The organism is Coprococcus sp. AM97-35 (assembly GCF_027697525.1).
In the GTDB taxonomy this organism is placed as follows: Bacteria; Bacillota; Clostridia; order Lachnospirales; family Lachnospiraceae; genus Allocoprococcus; species Allocoprococcus comes.
The window spans coordinates 38,391-57,651 of sequence record NZ_JAQESL010000004.1; the positions used below are offsets into that span (position 1 = coordinate 38,391).

Consider the following 19,261-nt stretch of genomic DNA (forward strand, 5'->3'; position numbering starts at 1 on the left):
TGGCTTGTACTACTTATATCATTCTACCACTTCTTATTCTTCAGCACGATCGCCGATTTCTTACCCATCATCAGTGAAATATTTCCCTCTTTCACGATATACTCTTCGAATTCTCCAATATACCCATCTTCATAAGAATACATCACTCGCGCCATATTATGTCCTTCGGCAACTTCTGCCTGCCATACCGGAACCCTTACTTCCTTCAGATGATCGGAATTATTGATAATAACCACGATCTGCTCATTCCCCCAGAATCTTCCATAGGCCAGAAGATCCGGTTCTGCTTTCAGCATCTTGATTGACCCCTTTCTGAGAGCCAGAGACTTTCTATGGATTTGGATCATCTCACGGTAGAAATTGATCAGATCCCGTTTTTCTCTTCCCCACGGATAAGTTCTCCGGTTATCCGGATCCGTGAAACCACAAAGTCCTGCTTCGTCTCCATAATAAAGGGTCGGTGCTCCCGGCCAGGTCATCTGCATGATGATCGCTTCCCGCATAACTGCAAGGCTTACCCCTTCTTCTGCCGCACGCGACCCAAGCTGTCCCACACGGCCAACCTTGTGGTTGGTACGCGTCAGAAAACGGGAATGGTCATGGTTTGACAACTGGTTCATCGCCGTCTGAAGTGACGGTGTCATCATATTTGCCATATGATGCTTCATCGCATTCATAAAATGGTCTGCATTTCCGAGAAGATCGCCGCGATATTCATCACTGTGTTTCTCCATCCCGGTCAGAAACCAGGTGACCGGCTCCATAAATGCATCGTAATTCATAACGCTGTCCCATTCATCGCCCTGCAACCAGTCACTCGGATCTCCATAGTGCTCGGCAAGGATCAGTGCATGTGGATTTGCTTCTTTTACTGCCTTACGAAATTTCTTCCAAAATTCATGATTGTACTCATTGCTTCTTCCAAGGTCTGCCGCAACATCCAGTCTCCAGCCGTCTACATTATACGGCGGTGAAACCCATTTCTTTGCGATACCAAGAACATACTCTTCCAGCTCTTTTGAATCTTCATAATTCAGCTTTGGCAGCGTATCGTGTCCCCACCAGCCGTCATAGCTTCCATTGCCCGGCCATTCATTCTCCCCGGTACGATGGAATAGAAAATAATTCCGGTACGGACTCTTCGGTGACACAAAAGCACCTACTTCATAACCATCGGCGCTCTCGTAGATCAGCTCTCTGTCCAGCCATTTATTGAAAGAACCACAATGGTTGAAGACGCCGTCAATGATGATTCGCATTCCCCTCTTATGGAGTTCTTCTACCAGCTTGATGAACAGCCGGTTACTTGCTTCCAGATTCTCTTTTCTGGTAGTTCTTGTCCGGTAACGGTCCGCATGGATATTGTTATTTTCTCCCGGATCCAGAAGCCTTCCTTCATCGACTTCAATTTTACCGACATGCGGATCAATATAATCGTAATCCTGTGTGTCATATTTATGATTAGATGGTGATACAAATAGTGGATTACAATAGACAACTTCTACTCCAAGTCCATGCAGGTAATCCAGTTTATCAATGATCCCCTGGATATCTCCTCCGTAAAATTCCCGTACATCCATCGGCTGCGGATCCCGGTACCAGTCATCTACATGATGAACCTGCTCTCCAATATAAAAGTACTCTCCCGTCTGTACATCATTATCCGGGTCGCCGTTACAGAAGCGGTCTGTATAAATCTGATACATGACCGCTCCTTTTGCCCAATCCGGTGCCGTAAAGCCTGGCACGATTTTAAAATCATAATAATCCACAAGTTTGCTCTCTGCTCCCCATTTGTTATAGTAGCAGATCTCATTTCCTGATCTGATCTTAAAATGATACCGGAATGGTTTATCTTCTAATTTGTATTTCACTTCATAAAAGTCAAATGCCTTATTTGAGATTACTTTGTTCATTGGAATGCATAGTTCGCGGTTTTCCAGATAGACTTCGTCTACGTCGTGAGCTGCTGTACGGAACCACAACTGAAGTTCATCTCCTGCCTCCGGTTCCGGCGGACTCACATACGCCTCTGTTCCATCACAAAACAATGCTTCTTTTTTCATAATCTAGCCTCTATTCTTCAAATAATGCTTCAAATTCTTCTCTTGTAATCTTCTCTTTTTCAAGAAGCAGATCTGCACATTTATAAAGAACAGCTTCATGCTCTTTAATAATGGTCTTTGCACGGTCATAACATTCGTCAATGATCCGTTTCACTTCACTGTCGATCGTTGTGGCAACCTGTTCACCATAACCTCTGGAGGTATGACCAAAATCTCTTCCGATAAATACTTCATCATTATCATCTCCATAGCTTACAAGACCAAGTGCTTCCGACATACCGAACTTCGTTACCATGGATTTGGCGTATGCTGTTGCCTGCTTGATATCCTGGGATGCCCCGGTTGTAATATCATCAAAGATCAGCTCTTCTGCCACACGTCCACCTAGTGATACGGTAATATCCTGCAACATCTTTCCTTTGGTATTGAACATCTCATCCTTTTCAGGAAGCGGCATCGTATATCCGGCTGCCCCTACACCGGTAGGAATGATCGACACGCTGTACACCGGTCCTACATCCGGAAGTACATGGAATAAAATGGCATGTCCTGCTTCATGGAATGCAGTGATCTTCTTCTCTTTATCAGAAATTACACGACTCTTCTTCTCTGCACCGATTCCGACTTTTACAAATGCTCTGCGGATATCCTCCTGTTGCAGATACACTCTTCCATCCTTTGCTGCAAGGATCGCAGCCTCATTCAGAAGATTTTCCAGATCAGCTCCGGTAAATCCTGCCGTTGTTCTCGCAACCTGTTCCAGATCCACATCATCCCCGAGCGGTTTGCCCTTGGCATGAACCTGAAGGATTTCCAGGCGTCCCTTCACATCCGGTCTGCCGACCATGACTTTACGGTCAAAACGTCCCGGTCTTAAGATCGCCGGATCAAGAATATCGACACGGTTGGTTGCTGCAAGTACGATGATTCCTTCATTCGCGCCAAAACCATCCATCTCTACGAGGAGTTGGTTCAGCGTCTGCTCTCTCTCATCATGTCCGCCGCCCATACCGGTTCCACGACGTCTTGCCACGGCATCGATCTCATCAATAAAAATAATACAAGGTGCATTTTTCTTGGCATCCTCGAAAAGATCTCTTACACGGGATGCTCCGACACCGACAAACATCTCCACAAAATCAGAGCCTGAAATGGTAAAGAACGGGACACCTGCTTCTCCCGCAATTGCTCTTGCAAGAAGCGTCTTACCTGTTCCCGGAGGTCCTTCAAGAAGGACACCTTTCGGGATTCTGGCTCCTACCTGCGTATACTTCCCGGGGCTCTTGAGGAAATCCACGATCTCTGCAAGCTCTTCCTTTTCTTCCTGCAGTCCGGCAACCTGCGCAAACGTCACATGGTTTTCTTCCTGCGTGCTCATCTTTGCCCTACTCTTTCCGAAATTCATCGCTTTTGCATTCGATCCGCCCTGACGATTCATCATCATCACAACAAATACCATGATACCTGCCATCAATATGATCGGAACCAGTGTTGTTGACATCCAGCTGTCCTGCGGGACATTGTCCACACTGTAGGAAATGTCATAAGATTCAAGCAGATCCTCTGCACTGTTGACATCGGATACATGAAGCTGTTCGATGTCATCATTCTTCAGCCGGATCTTCAGTGTCCCAGTCGGTGCGACTTTGTTCTGCTTGACCTCTACACTTTCTACCTTCTCTTTTTTCAGATCTTTCTGAAAATCCTGATACGTGTATGCTGTCTGCTGCACACCCGACTGGCTCATAAACCAGTACACACCTGCCAGCACCAGAACACAGAGCAGAATCGAAAGACCACTGATTCCTCTTGTCTTATTATTATTCAAAACCTGCTCCTTCCACCTGTTACATCTCTACACTTCCGATGTACGGTAAGTTTCTATATTTTTGTGCATAATCCAGACCGAATCCTACCACAAATTCATCCGGAATATTAAATCCGACATAATCTACATGTACATCGCACACACGACGATCCGGTTTATCAAGAAGTGTACAAAGTTTCATGCTCTTCGGTCCTCTCTTCCGAAGGATGTCAAGCAGATAATAAAGAGTACGTCCTGAATCTACGATATCCTCAACAACAATTACGTCTTTTCCTTCCAGAGACTCATCCAGATCTTTTGCAATCTTAACAATTCCACTGGACTGGGTTCCGTCACCATAGCTGCTGACACTCATAAAGTCCATTGTTACCGGCACTGTAATCCTTTTTGCCAGTTCACACATAAAGAACACTCCACCCTTTAAAACACAGATCAGATGAACCTGCTTTCCCGCATATTCTTCACTGATCTTTTTTCCAAGTTCTTCAACTCTGGCATTTACTTCTTCTTCCGGAATTAACATTTTCACTTTCTCGGCCATTTAAGGTACCTCCATTTATCGTAATTTCTAATATTTTCGTTGTCTGCTCTGTCACCTGGTATGCCTTGCTCTGCCGGCAGCCCACAATCCATAAAATCTCGCTTCCCTCTGCGATCAGAGGAATTCCGGCACGTTCTGCCACTGGTATTTTTTTATTGATAAAATAGGATTTCAGCTTCTGCCTTCCTCCGCTTTCATCAATTACAATAAAATCGCCAGCCCTTCTGGTGCGTACAGCGACACTCTGTTTTATTATACCATAATCAAACCATTTCGTGTACGTTTTTTTCGGGATCTGGCATCTGCATTCTTCTTTTTCAAAAATACGGTAGGAAATTTCCCATTTCCCGTAAGTTATATTTCCCGAAACCTGCTTCAGATCCAGATTTTTCTCTTCTTCTGCCAATTCCGTGTCCTTCTTTTTCCGCTTCAGTTCAATTCCTTCATAGGTTCTGCATGCACAGACCCCATAAGGAAGATCCAGTCTTTTTCCAACCTGCTTTTCAAACAGTCCCTCCAGCTTTTCTACATGAACCTGCTCCAGATCTTTTTCATGTTCTGCCACCAATGCCAATGCTTTCCGGAGAATCATTTTCCGGATCAGCCGTTCCTGTCGGTGATATGCATCTGCATGGATGCAGATTTTTTCTCCATTTTGGTCAGTACAGATCTGATATGCACCTTCTGTCTGCCGTTCCATATAATCCCAGATCTCCCTAAGCTGATCCATAGACCGGTTCATATGCTCCACGGTTTTTTCATTGATATTTTCTTTAAAATACGGAATCACATGGTTACGGATGCGGTTTCGCATATATGCATCTTCCATATTTGTCGCATCAATGCAGTAAGACATCTCCCGTCCCTTCAAATAATCCTCGATCTCTTTTCTCCCCACGCAAAGAAGCGGCCGTATATACATCCCATTTACCGGATATATACCGCCGAGTCCCCGAAGTCCGCTGCCGCGGGCCAGATGCAGGAAAAAAGTCTCTGCATTGTCATCCTGATGATGTGCCAGTGCGATCCTTGTTCCTCCCCATTCTTCCGCTGCCTGCTCAAATATTTCCCTTCGTGCAGTCCTTCCCGCCTCTTCTTCTGACATCTTGTATTCCACTGCCATTTTCGGAATATCCACCGAAACACTCCTGCATGGGATTTCTTTTTTCTCACACAGTGTCTTTACAAATTCTTCATCAGCTTTTGCCTCTTCCCCACGGATCCCGTGATTCACGTGTACCGCAAGGATCTCAAATCCGATCTTTTTTCGCAGCTCTTCCAGTATCAGAAAAAGGCATACAGAATCTGCCCCTCCAGAAAGACCAACGACAACTTTATCTCCTTTTTCAAGCATCTTCCACTGCCTGATATAGTTCTCTACTTTTTCTAACATGGTAAATTCCTCTCGTCTTTTATCTACTGTAACACATCTTCCAGATTCCCGCCACAAGGACTGTCATATCATCTCCTGCATTTCCGGCCGCCAGCTCCAGAACCTTATCCAGAATATAATTCGCCAGTTCCTCCGGATTCTCCAGCGGACTTCCCCCAATCATCAGATCCAGTAAATGCTCCTGCTCTCCTGCCGGAAGCGCATCCAGGATCCCGTCCGATACCATGACCACCACATCTCCGGATTCCAACTGTCTGGTTTCCTTTTCACTTTGCTGTCTCTGGATTACCCCCAGCGGAAGACTTTCCGAACGGATATGCTCCACCCCGTCTTTAGTCCGCAGAAATGTCACTGCCGCTCCTGCTTTTACAAACTCACATTTTCCATTATAGAGATCAAAAATGCTCATATCAACCGTAGAAAAGCGAACCTCTTCCCGTCCCATAACAAGAGCCGTATTGATCATGGAAAGTGCAGTTTCCACAGGAAATCCTGCTCCAAGAAGCTCTTCCAGCATTTCTACCAGCATCCCGCTTTCCTGTAGCGCCCTCTCACCAGATCCCATTCCGTCTGACAAAATTGCCGCCTCTTTTCCACCCGGAAGTGTCTTCATAAGAAAACTGTCACCAGATATCTTTTGTCCGTTTTTTCCCATTTTTGCCACACCCTGCAGCACATAATATCCCGGTCCTTCCACACATACAATAGTTTCATACTCCTGTCCCAGAACCTGCCTTTCGTTCTGAGCCGGGCACATCCTTCTCTTAGTACATACTGATAAAAGCTCTGCCGCTTTTCTGGTTGGGATACAGTTTCCCTTCTCACTTTTTACCGTTACATGAATTTCATATCTGCCATGCTCATCCACAAAAAAAACGGAACTCAGCATCCGGATCCCTGCTTTTTTGAAATGCTGCGCAACCTTTTTTGCAAGCGGCGGATCCGTAAAAATACTCGCATCCAGATCTCTCGTCACATGGCAGAGCATGTCCGCAAAAGAATCCAGCTGTGCCGCACATCCCTCACGGCTCTGTACCATCTTATTATTCCACACCAGAATCCTTTTTGCCTCCTGGAAAGTTTCCAGTGATTCTCGTAAAAATCGTGGTGCCTGAATACACTCCCTCTGAAGATGCTGTTTCATCTCTTTATTCAGTTCTGCACCATATCCTTCAATCGTACACAAAAGATCATAAAAAAGCTGCCAGTGTTCTGCCTTCTTTCTCTCCAGACACTCCGATTTCCTGCTGCATCCTCTGCACACCTTTTCCGTAATCCGATCATACATTTCTGTCATTTCTTCGGGTGTAAAACACTGCTTTTTCGGCTCCATTTTCAGAAACCTGTCTGCCAGATGCCGAAGCGACACTGCCATCTTATCTGCCTGCGTTACATATGGACTTGTGATCACTTGCTCCTCTCTGTATTTAACCTCCATTTGCCACCACCCTCTAAATTTCTATGAATGAAAAAAGCTTCGGGATATTTTCTTCCCAAAGCTTTTCTTACGTTACTGCTGTGCACGGAACAGAATCTCATTCTCCTTTACAAGTCCCAGCTTCTCTCTGGCGACTTCCTCGATGTATTCATCTGTTCCTACATATTTTTTCAGTTTATTAATTTCTTCTGAGCGTTCTTTTTCCGCATCGATCTGTGTCTGCAGTTCTTCTTCCTGCACCTTATATGCATCATTGCTCTTTTTGAGCGCCATCCCATGTACAATAACCATGCCGCATAATAATATAATAACTGCGGTAATCGCAACAATACTTCTTTTGTGCTTCTGAAGCCCGCTCCCCGGACTCTTTTTCCGGTTCTTCTTTAAGCTTCCCATCTAATCTATTCACCTTTCGCTATCAGTTGATCTTGTATAGCTTCTTACTACCAAACCCATTTAGTCTTCTACAGTGTACCGTTTTTAATCAGATTTATCAACTCTTTTTACTCTTTTTTCACAAATTCGTGTAGAAATCTTTTTGTAAGCTCTTACAAAGACAGCTGAAAGCAGCGCCATCCAGATTGCTCCGAGCGCAATCCCCAATCCGATATACCACCGCAGAACACCATCACTCGTATGATAGATCTGCACAAAGGTATAAACGGAAATCCCTGCCCAGTAACAGGCATCCTCCAGATTGATCAGCCACAATCTGTGAGCAACCAGTCTGCGCAAAACCCTGATCCACAGATAGACTGCCACGATCAGGACACCGGTCAGGATTGCATAACAGAAAACCCTGATCTCTGTTCCGATACCAGACATTTTTTCTCCTCCTACCGAAACAGTTTTGACAACAGATTTTCTCCGGCTTTTACTCCAGAATGGATATCCGAATAAGAAATATTGTCAATATTGCCTGCCAGGTCGACCTCCCCTTTTTCAAGATTCAGCCGGTTTACATGCATGTCCGTACCTTTTACCATCAGCATTCCCTGCTCTGTCTCAAGCAGGATCTCATTTAAATCAAAAGAAAGAACGTCCAGCACTCCCGTTACTGTACCTGTCTTCCGGTTATTGATAACCAGCCTGTGATTCTGAGGTTTTACCAGCTGTCTCTCTTCCATACAAATCCCAACCTTTCCTATACTGTCTTTCTAGTTATTGTATGAATAACATCTGGTAAATATGCCTCGGATCCGCTGCCAGAATGATCTCAAACCACATCTTTTCTGATGTTCCGGAGTTTTAAAGATAACGGAATAAATCTGCCGCCTCTTCTTTTTTAGTCGTATCTCGCAGATCCAGAACCTCTGCCTTTACAGTCTTGGTTCCAAACTGGATCTCAATGATATCACCTTTTTTTACTTTCGTGGAAGCCTTCGCCACCGCCCCGTTGATCAGGACTCTTCCTGCATCACAGGCTTCATTTGCAACGGTGCGCCGTTTGATCAGGCGGGACACCTTTAAAAATTTATCAAGTCTCATTTTGATTTTTCCTTCCCGTAATACGAATAAAGCGCAGCCCTTTTCAGACTGCGCCATTTTTCAAAAATGTTTTACAAATTATGCATTAACAGCATCTTTTAAAGCTTTTCCTGCTTTGAATTTCGGAGCCTTGCAAGCTTCGATCTTCATAGTTTTTCCAGTCTGTGGATTTCTTCCTTCTCTTGCAGCTCTTTCGCTTACTTCGAAAGTTCCGAATCCTACTAACTGAACTTTTTCACCTTTTTTCATTTCTTCTGTAACAACATCAACAAATGCTTTTAATGCTTTTTCTGCATCTTTCTTTGAAATATCTGCCTGTTCTGCAACTGCAGCTACTAATTCTGTCTTGTTCATGACTTACGTCCTCCTGTAAAATATACTCCCGGAACACCCCGGCATTTTGTCTTTTTGCTAGGTTTATTCTGCGTATCCATGCGGTCTGACACGCCCCTTACCCTACATATGTTATATAAGTTTTTACCTTCTTTGTCAAGTCTAAACCCTTAAAATCTAAGAAAACCGAACGCTATACCTGAAACGCAAACAGATTCCGCAAAAACCGCTTTTTTTCTTCTGTCTGTGCGACAGAAAGTGAAAGTTTTTCGACATTTTTTGCAGGAATCCATGCCTTTCCTGAGTGGTAATACGAATTGGTGATCTTCCAGAATTTTTCCGGATAAGCAAGACGGATTGCAAGGTAATCCCGTTCTTTTTTCCCAAGATTATTCACCGAATCATACGCTCTCATCATCCGATATCCAAGCCGTTCATCATAATGATGCTTTTCCATACATTTGCGCAGGAAATAATACAGATCTTCCATCTGAACATCCCGGTGTGCATGTTCAAATCCAGTCACCGCCATGCCTTCCTGACAGACCAGAAGATTATGATAATTATAGTCTCCATGGACCATATGATTTTCTGCCTCCGCTTCTTTAAAAACACTGTCCAGATCCATATTTTCCAGTATTTTCAGCACTCTGTCTGCCCAAAAATACATCTGGTCATATCCCTTTAAAAATGCGATCTCAAACGGGCTTTTCACACTTCTTCTGCAGACAAATTCCCGAACCTTTCTGAGTTCTCTGTTATGCCTTGCGTACTCCTTGATCACCGGATTTTCTTCTCTTCCTGCAAATCCGTTTTCTTCCCCAGCCAGACGCATGCATAGATGGATCCGGGCAAGATTTTCCGCACCGGCGATCAGTTCATTTTCACGTCTGACATCACACTCACGTCCCTGAAACCATTTCTTTAAGATATAGCCTGTTCCATCCTCGGCTTTACTGACATAAGCATCCTCTTTATTAAGCAGAGGCGTATCTACCCATTCAAATCCATTCGCATTTAACTGCTCATATATTTTTGCAAGCGCGCAGATCCGGCTCTCCTCCATGCGCGTCTCCTTCAAGAGGAGCAGCCCCTTATCTGTATCGCATAAAATAGCACCCCTTACTTTGTGGGTGCCGAATACTTCCATCTGATATTGTGTCAATACACTGATTCCATAATCTTTCATGGCTTCCCCCTGCCGCTTTGTTTTACCGGTCTTTCTAATGTATGCAGGGGGAGACTTAAGTCATGCATGATTTTTGATTATTCCAGTTCTTTTATTCTGGCAAGTAAATATTCCCGTGTATTTTTCTCCGGTTCCTCGATCACTTCCTGTAAAAGTGTCTGGAGTGTCTGACCAATTTTCGGTCCTTTTTCAATACCTGCCGCGATCAGATCCTGACCGTTTACTTTTAGTTCTTTTAAAGAAACACATTGCTTTTTCTCCAGAATCTCCTGGTAGCACTTCTCGATACCAGCCAGATTTTCCAGCTTCTTATCACGCTGATAATCACTCTGTGCCAACGTATCAGCCATCCGTACCTTCATATAATACGGGAACAGTTCCGCACTGATCCGGTTCATTGCGCGGCGTACATGCTTCATCGTTGCAGGCATCCGGTCATCATGATACAGCACCAGCTTTGACACCTTACGCAGCGTATCATTATCGAATTTCAAGCGATGCATGATCGACTTTGTGAGTTCTTCGCTGACGTATGCATGCCCTTTAAAATGTGCCGTCCCATCCGGATCGACCGTCTTTCGTGCCGGTTTCCCCGTATCGTGAAACAGCATTGTAAGACGCAGCACTTTATCTGCCGGAATATTCATCAGCGCATGGATCGTATGCTCACCTACATTATAACAGTGATGCAAAGTTTCCTGTGTTGTTTCCATCATTGCATCGAATTCCGGGAGGATCACCTTTGTGATCCCAAGCTCATATGCATCCAGGATCTTTTCCGGATGATCGGAGACCAGAAGCTTTACAAGCTCTGTCTGAATACGTTCTGCACTGATATAGGAAAGATTTGGTGCAAGTTTTCGGATTGCCTGTCTGGTCTCTTTCTCAATCTCAAATCCAAGCTGCGCCGAAAAACGGATCGCCCTCAAAATCCGCAGGGCATCCTCCGAAAAACGTGCCTCAGCATTTCCCACACAACGGATCACACCTTTTTTCAGATCCTCCATCCCATGAAACAGATCCACCAGTCCATCCTGTTCATTGTACGCCATCGCATTGATCGTAAAATCTCTGCGCAGCAGATCCTCTGACAGACTTCTGGTAAACTGCACTTTACTCGGATGCCGGTTGTCTTCGTATTTCCCGTCAATCCGGTATGTCGTCACTTCAAATCCTTCTCCATTTAAAAGCACCGTAATCGTTCCATGCTCGATTCCGGTGTCAAAAGTTCTGGCAAATAATGACTTCGTCTCTTCCGGCGCTGCCGATGTTGTGATATCCCAGTCACCCGGCACACGTCCGAGAAAAGAATCCCGGACGCAGCCGCCGACTGCATATGCCTCAAAGCCATGTTTTTGTAATGTAGTTATAATTCGATTCACCTTTTCAGGTAACTGAATTTTCATATACATTCGCTCCTAGTATGCTTTTCCAAAATAAACAACATGTTTAGCCTGTTTGCCACAGAAAATACAGGTATCTCCGTCTTTTACCTGATCCTCTTTGCAGATACAGCGGGTGGTTGCTCCACCTGTTGCTGCCTTGATCTCATCTTCACATTCTGCGCTTCCACACCATTTTGCTTTGATAAATCCACGTTTGGTGTTGAATTTTTCATTCATTTCATCCATGGTTTCAGCAAAATCAATGTGGCTGTCAAGGAATGCTTTTGCACGGTCATACATATCCTTCTGGATTGTTTCAAGGATCTCGCCAAGTTTTGTCTCGATCTCATCTAAAGAAACAACGATCTTTTCTCTTGTATCACGACGTACAACAACAACCTGGTTCTGTTCGATATCCTTTGGTCCGATCTCGATACGTGTCGGGATACCAAGCATTTCCTGCTCACTGAATTTCCATCCAGGGCTCTTCTCAGAATCGTCAATCTTCACGCTGTAGCCAGCTTTTTTCAGTCTCTCTGTCAGTTCATTTGCTTTTTCAAGAACGCCTTCTTTGTGCTGTGCGATCGGAATGACTCTTGTTTGAACCGGTGCGATTCTCGGTGGAAGAACAAGTCCGCTGTCATCACCGTGAACCATGATCAGGGCTCCGATGATACGTGTAGACAGTCCCCATGAAGTCTCATATACGCTGTGAAGTTCATTGTTCTTATCCAGATATTTGATGTCAAATGCATCCGGGAACGCATTTCCGAAGAAATGGCTGGTTGCAGACTGAAGTGCTTTTCCGTCATGCATCAGAGCTTCTACGGTGTAAGTGTCCTGTGCACCTGCGAACTTCTCGCTCTCTGTCTTCGGACCTGATACGAACGGGATTGCAAGGGAATCACGGATCAGTTCCTGATATACACGAAGCATGGTCAGTGTTCTCTGTTCTGCTTCTTCATAAGTTGCATGAATAGTGTGTCCTTCCTGCCATAAGAATTCTCTGGAACGAAGGAACGGTCTGGTTGTCTTCTCCCAGCGAAGTACCGAACACCACTGATTCCATACTTTCGGAAGGTCACGGTAAGACTGTACGGTTCTTGCCCACAGGTCGCAGAACAGAGTCTCCGATGTCGGACGGATGCACATTGGCTCCTGAAGAGTCTCAAGACCACCTTTTGTTACCCATGCAACTTCCGGTGCAAATCCTTCGATATGATCGCTTTCCTTCTGAAGAAGGTTCTCCGGGATCAGCATTGGCAGGTATACGTTTTCAACACCTGTCTCTTTAAATCTCTTGTCAAGGTCTGCCTGGATCTTCTCCCAGATTGCATATCCATTTGGAAGATAATTAAGACATCCTTTTACACTTGAATAATCACAAAGCTTTGCTTCTCTTACAACGTCGGTATACCACTGTGCGAAATCTTCATCACGAGAGGTAATCGCCTGTACAAATTTCTTTTCCTTAGCCATTGGTAAGTTCTCCTTTTCTTCATTTTTGATTTGTAACTGTTCAGAGCCAAGCAAAATTTCATAAAACAGGTGTAAAATGCTTGCATTTTTAAGACTGTTTTTAAATTTTTATTTGGTGGATACGCCACACCGACGAAATGCGTAGCATTTTGAAGGTTGGCTCTGAACAGTTACTTTGATTTTATAAATAAGGTTATCATAAAACCAGAAGATGCTGCTCTCTGCAGCCTCTGCCGGATGCAGGGGATTCAGATCAGACATGCTTTGCCCGTAAAATAAAAAACACCAAATCTTCATGCCCCTGACAAGGGACCGAAAATTCGGCGGTACCACCCTAATTAATCGTATTACGATTCACTTCATTACCCGTTAACGCCAGGCATACGCCACACTTTTCATGCGGAACTCCAAGGTCGGTTCTATAATTTCCATGTAGCTTCCTCCCACCAGCCAGAAGCCTCTCTGTGCCACTTTCATCATATACTAGTCCTCTTCATCGTCAAATCTCTTCGATTTACTATAGAGTTTAATTGAGATTTTCGGATTTGTCAACCCAATTGACAAGCCCTTTCCGTTATGTTTTAATCAAAGAAACAAAATTTTCGCATATGGGGAGGAATTATTTTGCAAACACCTGAAATTCTATATGAAGACGACCAGATTCTGGTCTGCCACAAACCTGCCGGTGTTCCCGTGCAGACAAAAAAGATCGGCACACAGGACATGGAGAGCATTTTGAAAAATTATCTGTTCATCCATTCTTCACATCATGCCGGACATAAGCCACCTTATCTTGCCGTGATCCACAGACTGGATCAACCGGTTTCCGGCATCCTGGTTTTTGCCCGCACACCTGCGGCTGCGAAAAATCTGAACCAGCAGTTACAGAACGATCAATTTGAAAAATACTACCAGGCTGTAGTATGTGGATCCCTTCCGGACTCCGGCACTCTGACCGATTATCTGGTAAAGGACGGTCGCACCAATACCTCCCGCATCTGCAGTAAAAATACACCCGGTGCCAAAAAAGCTGTCCTTTCGTATGAAATACTGGAAACTTCCGAAGTGACTGGCTTATCCGTTGTTCAGATCCATCTCGGAACCGGACGCCATCACCAGATCCGTGTCCAGATGGCAGGTGCAGGCGCACCACTCTGGGGTGACAACAAATATAACCCGGAATTTGTAAATAAAAGAGGATATTTCCCGATTGCACTGCGGGCTTTCCGGCTTTCTTTTTGCCATCCGACCACCGGAAAACGTATGGAATTTGAAGTCCCATGTAACTGGGAACAGTTGGAAACAAAAGCAGATTAGAATGGAGAATACAAAAAATGAACTTATTAGAAGAATTCAAAAAAAATCCCGGATTCGTCTACCGAATCGGGACTGATTACTATTATATAGGAAAATGGATCTGCAAGCCATGCACAGACGAAGCCGTTACAGACTGCCATGCCATGTATGAAATGTGCATCCAGGCAAAAGAACAGGCAAACGCAGCCCTTTATTTTCAGAAGCTGCGTGCCTACAGTGAATTTGCCCTGGACATTCCATACAATCCGGCAAAGATCCTTCAGTACCAGACCGCTCTTGTCGAAGCACTTTCCGATACTGATATCCAGTCTCTTACCGACCAGCTTCGGCATTTTCACGATCAAGCATCTTAATCACATCCAGAAGTGTAGGATACACATACCGGCATAATCCTCTCACTTCTTCATCCGGCTGTGCAAGATCCGGGATCATCACCGGGATCATACCCGCAGCCGAAGCCGAGCGGATTCCTGCCGGTGCATCTTCAAGCGCAATACTATGTACCGGCTCGATGCCGATCGCCTCGCACGCTTTGAGGTAAATTTCCGGATCCGGCTTTGCATGTTTCACCGAATCGCCAAAAACCCCGCCATCAAAATATTTCCACAAACCGACTTTCTCAAGAGATGCCTTTGCGTGGATCTCTCTGGAGGACGTCGCAAGTCCGACCTTGTATCCGTGTTCCTTCGCATAGATAAGAAGTTCCCTTGCTCCCTCTTTTACGCCGATCCCTTCTTTGTCACAAATGCCGTAATACTTCTCCCGTGTCAGCTCATTAAACTTATCCATCGGAAAATCTTCGCCATATACACTTTTAAAATATGCTTCTCTGCGGACTACATTGAATCCCAGCGTATGATAAATATGCTCCCCGATCCGTCCGTATCCGAGCTTCTCTCCTGCATAATTCCAGGATCTCTGCACAACACGTTCCGAATCAAGGAGCAGTCCGTCCATATCAAATACCAGTGCTTCTACCTTCATCAGAATTCAATTCCCTTTCCGAGGGCATCTTTTAAATACGTGGTTACGTCTTCCAGTTTTTCCAGAATTTCTTCACGTTCTTCCCACTCTTCGCCGGTCATATCTTTGCTGACCAGTGCCTGCTTGACATCTTTTAATTTTTTGATCAAATCTTCTGTCATAGTAAATCCCCCTTTTCTTATCAATTACTGTTTTTCTATAAATTTATTTTACCGATATTGTCAGCAAATTTCAACAGTTCATCCGAAAATGTAAACAAATCTTAACATTCACCGCTATAAAAAACTCTTAGCTAACTTCCATTTTTCTACTTCCATTATATAGCAAATGTGCTATAATAATTCAGTATGTAAAAAAGTGTTATAATCATAAGGGGATTAAGAAATTGGATGACAACAAATTAGAAGCAAAACTGCTGAAGATTAAAGCGCTTGCCGAACGGGGAGAAGGTGGCGAGAAAGAGGCCGCCATCAAAATGTATCATAAGCTTCTGAAGAAGTATGATATTGATGAAAAAGCATTACAAAAAGACAAGCTCAGCAAGCACTGGTTTACATATGAGACAGATATCGAGGAAAATCTTCTGGTCCAGATTTTTTACATGGTAACCGGAGATCCCGAATATTTCCGCCGGACAAGCCGTACACGCGGAACCCAGTGCGGATGCATATGTACCGATTTTGAGAAAACTGAAATTCGTTTTTATTTTGAATTTTACAAAGATGCACTCAATCAGGAACTGGAAGCCTTTTTGATGGCTTTCAAATTAAAAAATCATCTGTTTCCGGATGAAAGTGCAAGATGCTTTGTTCCTGAGGAAGAGGAAGAGATATCAGAAATGCTGTTAAAAGCGCAGAAATTTGCAGAAGATATTGATAAGTCCAACCCGGTTCGCCGGATTGCATCTGCCGATCTTTCTGCTGATCCGGATGCACTGGAATCATAGGTATATACGTCGTTCTTTTGCGATATGCATTATAGCAAAAAAGCTGTTCTTAAAACAGGAGGGTATGACTCATATTAAATCATACCCTCCTGTTTTGATTTCTCGCGCTGTATCTGTGATAAAACTTATCTTCTGTACAATCTATAGCCTGCAGATACCGCCTTAACAACTCTTTTCCATCTGTCTGACCACCTAGGCAAGATCCCGAAGCCTTGCAATTTCTTCTTTATGCCCCGCATCATCCAGTGGCGTTTCCAGATAAAACGGCAGATCTTTTAATTTCGGGTGACGCATGACATTTAAAAGCGCCTCTATCCCGATCTCTCCGCCGCCGATCACCGCATGCCGGTCTTTTCTTGAACCAAATGGCATCATACTGTCATTTAAATGAATCGCTCTCAAAAGCTCAAGTCCAAGTACTTTGTCAAACTCTTCCAGCACCCCGTCCAGATTATTTACAATATCATATCCTGCTGCAAACACATGACAGGTATCCAGACAGATTCCGATCCGCTCCGGATGTGATACCCCGTCGCGGATTGCTTTCAGCTCTTCAAATCTCCAGCCAATCTCTGTCCCTTTTCCGCTCATTGTCTCAAGCAGAACCGTAATATTCTCTTTTCCGGTAATCGCCTGGTCAAGCCCCGCAATGATATTTTGAATTCCTGCTTCTGCGCCAATTCCGGTATGGCTTCCCGGATGAAACACCAGATTCTCAATCCCCAGTCTGTCCATCCGCGTCACATCTTCCCGGATCACCGTGCAGGCGAATTCATACACCTCCGGCTTCGCACTCGCCAGATTCATCGTATAAGGTGCATGCGCCAGAATCGCTCCAAAACCGGCCTCTCTCCTGATCCTCTGAAACTCCTCCGCTTCCTTCACCGTCGGATCCTTATAATTCGATCCCCGCGGATTCCTGCTGAAAATCTGCATCGTATCTGCATTCATCTTCACCACATTCTCTGCAGTCTTCACAATCCCTTTCGCAATCGACATATGTGTTCCTATTACCATATTTATTAGATCGCTCTCGTATACTTCTTCAGCCATTCTTTCTCTTCATCATTCAGATAAGGAGACACCTTCTCATATACAGTTGCATGATAAGTATTCAGACGTTCCTTGTCTTCTGCATTCATGATATCCGGATTGATCGCATCCAGGTCAAATGGCACATAAGTAATCGGTTCAAAATACAGGAATTCTCCATACTCATTCTTCTCGCCTTCACAGACAAGCAATTCATTTTCCAGACGCACACCGTGAGATCCTTCGATGTAGATTCCCGGTTCATCCGTAATGACCATACCTGGCTGGAATGCATCAGACTCACCGGCTCTGTAAGTATAACGGAAGCCTGCCGGTCCCTCGTGGATGTTCAGAAGGTATCCAACCCCATGTCCTGTTCCGTGATTAAAGTCCAGTCCTCTGTCCCAAAACGGCTTTCTTGCCAGATAATCAAAGTTCATTCCGCAGCAGCCTTTCTTGAAGATCGGACTTGCAAGATTCAGGTTACTGATCGCAACCAGTGTAAAATGATCTTTCATGATCTGTGAAACTTCTCCAAAAGCATATGTTCTGGTGATATCAGTAGATCCTTCGTAGAATCCTGCTCCTGTATCCGTCATCAGGAAACTTCCCTCATGAAGCTCTACATCGGTCTCCGGTGAAGAAGAATAGTGTACGATCGCACTGTGCTCCCCGAATGCAGAGATCGGTCCGAAGCTTGGACGGATAAATCCACCCATCTCGGCACGGAACTCATCCAATTTGTCAGAAGCGCTCATCTCTGTGATCGTCTCTTTGCCAACATTTTCTTTCAGCCATTTCATAAATCTGACATGAGCCACGCTATCCTTGATCTCAGCGATACGGATATTTTCGACCTCTGTCGGATTCTTTACACATTTGAATAAGATCGCCGGATTTCTCTCTTCCACTTTCTTCACATTCTCCGGAATGTTCTTGTAAAGTGCAAAGTTCAGTCTTCCCGGATCTACCATCAGGACTTCTTCTGCTGCAACCTTTTTGATGTCCTCATAAATATCATTGTATGGGTGCAGAATAACCCCGTCTGCTGCAAGATGTGCTTTGATCTCATCGCTTAATTTTTTCTCATTTACAAAAAGATCCACCTTATCCATTCTAATCACTGCATAGGTCAGAACCAACGGAAAATATTCTACGTCATTTCCACGAATGTTCAATGTCCAGCAGATGTCATCCAGTGTGGTAAGAACGTGTGCTGTCGCACCTGCTTCTTTCATTGCTGCACGTGTACGTGCAAGCTTGCTCTCCACAGTCTCTCCTGTGTATTTCTGTTCCAGTTCAAATACCGGCTCTTCTGAAAGAATCGGACGGTCTTCCCATACTTCATCGATCAGATCATATGCATATACGACCTTTCCGTTCTTCTCAGATGCGATCTTCTCGTATTCCTCTCCTTCTGTTACAGAAACAACACGTCCATCAAATCCTACATTTTCGCCTTCTGCCAGAGCTGTTTCCAAATATTCCCCAATCTTCGGAACGCCCGGCTGTCCCATCTTCATCAGTTCTACTGTTGTTCCCTCCAGCTGCTTTGCCGCTTGGATAAAGTATCTTCCGTCTGTCCACAGGCGTGCTTCTGTCTTTGAAACCACTGCTGTTCCTGCAGATCCCGTAAATCCAGTAATATACTCTCTTGCTTTAAAATGCTCCCCCACATATTCGCTCTGATGAAAATCTGCAGTCGGAATAATATAAATATCTATTCCCTTTTCCTGCATTTTTGCACGCAATTTTTCAAGTCTTTCCGGTATTGTAGACATTTTAAAAAACCTCCTTTAATTTTTCCATTCTCTGACCATTATAACCCGTAAACTTTTGAAA

Annotated in this window: 20 protein-coding genes and 1 other annotated feature; of the genes, 3 read left to right on the forward strand and 17 right to left on the reverse strand. The window is 44.4% G+C overall.

Going from position 1 to position 19,261, the window contains the following annotated elements; all coding sequences use genetic code 11:
* Positions 1-23: 23 nt before the first annotated feature.
* The 13 genes from PG840_RS05020 to proS form a co-directional block, all read right to left on the reverse strand.
* The gene (locus tag PG840_RS05020) at positions 24-2,066 is read right to left on the reverse strand and encodes a glycoside hydrolase family 13 protein (RefSeq protein ID WP_118217405.1); all 2,043 of its coding nucleotides are present in this window, start codon (positions 2,064-2,066) and stop codon (positions 24-26) included.
* Between the two features lie 10 nt (positions 2,067-2,076).
* Positions 2,077-3,894, reverse strand: a complete 1,818-nt coding sequence (gene ftsH / locus PG840_RS05025) for an ATP-dependent zinc metalloprotease FtsH (RefSeq protein WP_022220226.1) — start codon at positions 3,892-3,894, stop codon at positions 2,077-2,079.
* A 19-nt stretch (positions 3,895-3,913) separates the two neighbouring features.
* A complete protein-coding gene (gene hpt, locus PG840_RS05030) occupies positions 3,914-4,435 on the reverse strand; it encodes a hypoxanthine phosphoribosyltransferase (protein ID WP_270205576.1) in 522 nt (173 codons plus the stop codon).
* Positions 4,380-5,828 (reverse strand): tRNA lysidine(34) synthetase TilS, encoded by a 1,449-nt coding sequence (tilS, locus tag PG840_RS05035; protein ID WP_270205577.1) that lies wholly within the window; start codon positions 5,826-5,828, stop codon positions 4,380-4,382. The genes hpt and tilS overlap by 56 nt, the downstream gene beginning before the upstream one ends.
* A 19-nt stretch (positions 5,829-5,847) precedes the next feature.
* Positions 5,848-7,266, reverse strand: a complete 1,419-nt coding sequence (locus PG840_RS05040; RefSeq protein WP_270205578.1) for a SpoIIE family protein phosphatase — start codon at positions 7,264-7,266, stop codon at positions 5,848-5,850.
* Between the two features lie 72 nt (positions 7,267-7,338).
* A complete protein-coding gene (locus PG840_RS05045) occupies positions 7,339-7,662 on the reverse strand; it encodes an FtsB family cell division protein (protein WP_270205579.1) in 324 nt (107 codons plus the stop codon).
* A gap of 84 nt (positions 7,663-7,746) precedes the next feature.
* Positions 7,747-8,091, reverse strand: coding sequence for a spore cortex biosynthesis protein YabQ (gene yabQ / locus PG840_RS05050; RefSeq protein ID WP_117835086.1), 345 nt, complete (start codon positions 8,089-8,091; stop codon positions 7,747-7,749).
* A gap of 11 nt (positions 8,092-8,102) precedes the next feature.
* Positions 8,103-8,393, reverse strand: coding sequence for a sporulation protein YabP (gene yabP / locus PG840_RS05055; protein WP_117557534.1), 291 nt, complete (start codon positions 8,391-8,393; stop codon positions 8,103-8,105).
* 121 nt (positions 8,394-8,514) lie between these two features.
* Positions 8,515-8,754 carry an RNA-binding S4 domain-containing protein gene (locus PG840_RS05060; RefSeq protein ID WP_022220222.1) on the reverse strand — a complete coding sequence of 80 codons (240 nt, stop codon included), beginning with the start codon at positions 8,752-8,754 and terminating at the stop codon, positions 8,515-8,517.
* Positions 8,755-8,832: 78 nt separating this feature from the next.
* The gene (locus PG840_RS05065; protein ID WP_117557536.1) at positions 8,833-9,108 is read right to left on the reverse strand and encodes an HU family DNA-binding protein; all 276 of its coding nucleotides are present in this window, start codon (positions 9,106-9,108) and stop codon (positions 8,833-8,835) included.
* Positions 9,109-9,280: 172 nt separating this feature from the next.
* Positions 9,281-10,276, reverse strand: coding sequence for a CotS family spore coat protein (locus tag PG840_RS05070; protein WP_117557538.1), 996 nt, complete (start codon positions 10,274-10,276; stop codon positions 9,281-9,283).
* A gap of 77 nt (positions 10,277-10,353) precedes the next feature.
* Positions 10,354-11,682 (reverse strand): CCA tRNA nucleotidyltransferase, encoded by a 1,329-nt coding sequence (locus PG840_RS05075; protein ID WP_117557540.1) that lies wholly within the window; start codon positions 11,680-11,682, stop codon positions 10,354-10,356.
* A 12-nt stretch (positions 11,683-11,694) separates the two neighbouring features.
* Positions 11,695-13,140 carry a proline--tRNA ligase gene (proS, locus tag PG840_RS05080; RefSeq protein WP_008370004.1) on the reverse strand — a complete coding sequence of 482 codons (1,446 nt, stop codon included), beginning with the start codon at positions 13,138-13,140 and terminating at the stop codon, positions 11,695-11,697.
* 304 nt (positions 13,141-13,444) lie between these two features.
* Positions 13,445-13,646: a binding site (T-box leader), on the reverse strand.
* Between the two features lie 118 nt (positions 13,647-13,764).
* Between proS and PG840_RS05085 the strand changes: the two genes are divergently transcribed.
* Positions 13,765-14,457, forward strand: coding sequence for an RluA family pseudouridine synthase (locus PG840_RS05085; RefSeq protein ID WP_022220218.1), 693 nt, complete (start codon positions 13,765-13,767; stop codon positions 14,455-14,457).
* A gap of 17 nt (positions 14,458-14,474) precedes the next feature.
* The gene (locus PG840_RS05090; protein ID WP_270205580.1) at positions 14,475-14,810 is read left to right on the forward strand and encodes a hypothetical protein; all 336 of its coding nucleotides are present in this window, start codon (positions 14,475-14,477) and stop codon (positions 14,808-14,810) included.
* Here PG840_RS05090 and PG840_RS05095 read toward each other — a convergent pair.
* A complete protein-coding gene (locus PG840_RS05095; protein WP_117557544.1) occupies positions 14,770-15,441 on the reverse strand; it encodes an HAD family hydrolase in 672 nt (223 codons plus the stop codon). The two genes, PG840_RS05090 and PG840_RS05095, sit on opposite strands and share 41 nt — an antisense overlap.
* Positions 15,441-15,602: a hypothetical protein gene (locus PG840_RS05100; protein ID WP_008369991.1), complete on the reverse strand. Its 162-nt coding sequence runs from the start codon at positions 15,600-15,602 to the stop codon at positions 15,441-15,443. Before PG840_RS05100 ends, PG840_RS05095 begins: the two co-directional genes overlap by 1 nt.
* Before the next feature lie 224 nt (positions 15,603-15,826).
* On the opposite strand from PG840_RS05100, the gene PG840_RS05105 reads away from it, so the two are divergent.
* A complete protein-coding gene (locus PG840_RS05105) occupies positions 15,827-16,387 on the forward strand; it encodes a hypothetical protein (RefSeq protein ID WP_022220216.1) in 561 nt (186 codons plus the stop codon).
* 192 nt (positions 16,388-16,579) lie between these two features.
* Here the strand turns inward: PG840_RS05105 and PG840_RS05110 are convergent, their stop codons facing one another.
* A complete protein-coding gene (locus tag PG840_RS05110; protein WP_117557546.1) occupies positions 16,580-17,440 on the reverse strand; it encodes a deoxyribonuclease IV in 861 nt (286 codons plus the stop codon).
* Positions 17,410-19,200 (reverse strand): aminopeptidase P family N-terminal domain-containing protein, encoded by a 1,791-nt coding sequence (locus tag PG840_RS05115; RefSeq protein ID WP_117557547.1) that lies wholly within the window; start codon positions 19,198-19,200, stop codon positions 17,410-17,412. The genes PG840_RS05110 and PG840_RS05115 overlap by 31 nt, the downstream gene beginning before the upstream one ends.
* Between the last annotated feature and the right edge of the window lie 61 nt (positions 19,201-19,261).

Coding starts and splice junctions, on each gene's coding strand:
- PG840_RS05100 (WP_008369991.1), bottom strand. CDS start 15,602: ATGACAGAAGATTTGATCAAAAAATTAAAAGATGTCAAGCAGGCACTG.
- yabQ (WP_117835086.1), bottom strand. CDS start 8,091: ATGTCTGGTATCGGAACAGAGATCAGGGTTTTCTGTTATGCAATCCTG.
- PG840_RS05070 (WP_117557538.1), bottom strand. CDS start 10,276: ATGAAAGATTATGGAATCAGTGTATTGACACAATATCAGATGGAAGTA.
- PG840_RS05115 (WP_117557547.1), bottom strand. CDS start 19,200: ATGTCTACAATACCGGAAAGACTTGAAAAATTGCGTGCAAAAATGCAG.
- tilS (WP_270205577.1), bottom strand. CDS start 5,828: ATGTTAGAAAAAGTAGAGAACTATATCAGGCAGTGGAAGATGCTTGAA.
- PG840_RS05020 (WP_118217405.1), bottom strand. CDS start 2,066: ATGAAAAAAGAAGCATTGTTTTGTGATGGAACAGAGGCGTATGTGAGT.
- hpt (WP_270205576.1), bottom strand. CDS start 4,435: ATGGCCGAGAAAGTGAAAATGTTAATTCCGGAAGAAGAAGTAAATGCC.
- PG840_RS05075 (WP_117557540.1), bottom strand. CDS start 11,682: ATGAAAATTCAGTTACCTGAAAAGGTGAATCGAATTATAACTACATTA.
- proS (WP_008370004.1), bottom strand. CDS start 13,140: ATGGCTAAGGAAAAGAAATTTGTACAGGCGATTACCTCTCGTGATGAA.
- yabP (WP_117557534.1), bottom strand. CDS start 8,393: ATGGAAGAGAGACAGCTGGTAAAACCTCAGAATCACAGGCTGGTTATC.
- PG840_RS05065 (WP_117557536.1), bottom strand. CDS start 9,108: ATGAACAAGACAGAATTAGTAGCTGCAGTTGCAGAACAGGCAGATATT.
- PG840_RS05110 (WP_117557546.1), bottom strand. CDS start 17,440: ATGGCTGAAGAAGTATACGAGAGCGATCTAATAAATATGGTAATAGGA.
- PG840_RS05040 (WP_270205578.1), bottom strand. CDS start 7,266: ATGGAGGTTAAATACAGAGAGGAGCAAGTGATCACAAGTCCATATGTA.
- PG840_RS05090 (WP_270205580.1), top strand. CDS start 14,475: ATGAACTTATTAGAAGAATTCAAAAAAAATCCCGGATTCGTCTACCGA.
- PG840_RS05060 (WP_022220222.1), bottom strand. CDS start 8,754: ATGAGACTTGATAAATTTTTAAAGGTGTCCCGCCTGATCAAACGGCGC.
- PG840_RS05045 (WP_270205579.1), bottom strand. CDS start 7,662: ATGGGAAGCTTAAAGAAGAACCGGAAAAAGAGTCCGGGGAGCGGGCTT.
- PG840_RS05095 (WP_117557544.1), bottom strand. CDS start 15,441: ATGAAGGTAGAAGCACTGGTATTTGATATGGACGGACTGCTCCTTGAT.